Source organism: Clostridium sp. LY3-2 (assembly GCF_024705715.1).
Classification (GTDB): domain Bacteria; phylum Bacillota; class Clostridia; order Clostridiales; family Clostridiaceae; genus Clostridium.
This window is the reverse complement of the sequence record NZ_JAMDLQ010000040.1, coordinates 1-1573: the sequence shown is the minus strand read 5'-3', so window position 1 is coordinate 1573 and position 1573 is coordinate 1. Positions and strand designations below refer to the sequence as shown.

Here is a 1573-nt window from a genome sequence, read left to right as displayed (position 1 = left end):
AATTAATAAATATTAAATATAAATGTGTTATAAGAAGAGGAGAGATTATTATGAAAAAATTTGTATGTACAGTTTGTGGTTATATTCATGAAGGAGAAACTGCACCAGAAAAATGCCCAGTATGTGGAGTAGGTGCTGACAAATTCCAAGAGCAAGTAGGAGAAATGGCTTGGGCTGACGAACATAGAATCGGAGTAGCTAAAGACGTAGATCCAAGAATCGTAGAAGGATTACAAGCAAACTTTATGGGAGAATGTACAGAAGTTGGAATGTATCTTGCAATGTCAAGACAAGCTGATAGAGAAGGATTCCCAGAAGTTGCAGAAGCTTATAAAAGAATAGCATTTGAAGAAGCAGAACATGCTGCAAAATTTGCTGAACTTTTAGGAGAATTAGTTGATGCAGATACAAAAGTTAACTTACAAAAAAGAGTAGATGCAGAATACGGAGCTTGCCAAGGTAAAAAAGAATTAGCTACATTAGCTAAACAATTAAACCTAGATGCAGTTCATGATACAGTTCATGAAATGTGCAAAGATGAAGCTAGACACGGAAAAGCGTTTAAAGGCTTATTAGAAAGATATTTTGCATAATATTTATGCATTAAATATATAAACTCCTAATAAAAAATTCCCTTTTAATCTATAAGGAAAAAGACTACAAAATTTGTAGTCTTTTTTTTATGTATAGGAAAACATAAAATGGAATTGTTTGTTTTCTGATTTTGTAGAAATATGTAACTAAATATATTTAAGTGAGTATTATATAGTAGAAAATTCACTTTTAGGAGGCAAAATGAGTTCAGATTTTGATAAGAAAAGTAGTTATAATGATATTATAAAATGCAAAAAAAGGCCAATATCTGAAAATGGATGTTGTAAAGATGACAATAATTGTTTTAGCGATATATTTGAACATGATGATAATGAAAAGAAAAATTTTAATTGTTGTTGTGTAGGCCCACAAGGGCCGGTAGGTCCAAAAGGAGACACAGGAGCTACAGGACCAAAGGGAGATACAGGATCTACAGGGCCAAAAGGAGATCCAGGGCCACAAGGTCAAGCAGGACCACAAGGACCACAAGGATTAGCAGGAGCTCAAGGAGCAAAAGGAGACACAGGAGCTACAGGACCACAAGGATTAACAGGAGCACAAGGGCCACAAGGTGAAAATGGAGAAAATGGTGAAACAGGACCACAAGGGCCAGTAGGTCCAAAGGGAGACACAGGATCTACAGGACCAAAGGGAGATACAGGATCTACAGGACCAAAGGGAGACACAGGAGCAACAGGCCCACAAGGATTAACAGGAGCACAAGGACCACAAGGTGAAAATGGTGAAATAGGACCACAAGGACCAGTAGGACCACAAGGGCCAGCAGGACCACAAGGTCCACAAGGATTAACAGGAGCACAAGGACCAAAAGGAGACACAGGGGCAACAGGTCCACAAGGATTAACAGGAGCACAAGGACCACAAGGTGAAAATGGAGAAACAGGACCACAAGGACCAGTAGGACCACAAGGGCCAGCAGGACCACAAGGTCCACAAGGATTAACAGGAGCACAAGGAC

General features: G+C 38.8%; 1 protein-coding gene and 1 pseudogene. Both read left to right on the top strand.

Annotation, left to right across the window (positions count from 1 at the left end; all coding sequences use genetic code 11):
• The first annotated feature begins 50 nt into the window (after window positions 1-50).
• Window positions 51-593 carry an NADH peroxidase gene (locus M4I33_RS12815; protein WP_257917163.1) on the top strand — a complete coding sequence of 181 codons (543 nt, stop codon included), beginning with the start codon at window positions 51-53 and terminating at the stop codon, window positions 591-593.
• A gap of 202 nt (window positions 594-795) precedes the next feature.
• A pseudogene (locus M4I33_RS12810) lies at window positions 796-1573 on the top strand (hypothetical protein); the annotation flags it as partial.

Coding starts and splice junctions, on each gene's coding strand:
- M4I33_RS12815 (WP_257917163.1), top strand. CDS start 51: ATGAAAAAATTTGTATGTACAGTTTGTGGTTATATTCATGAAGGAGAA.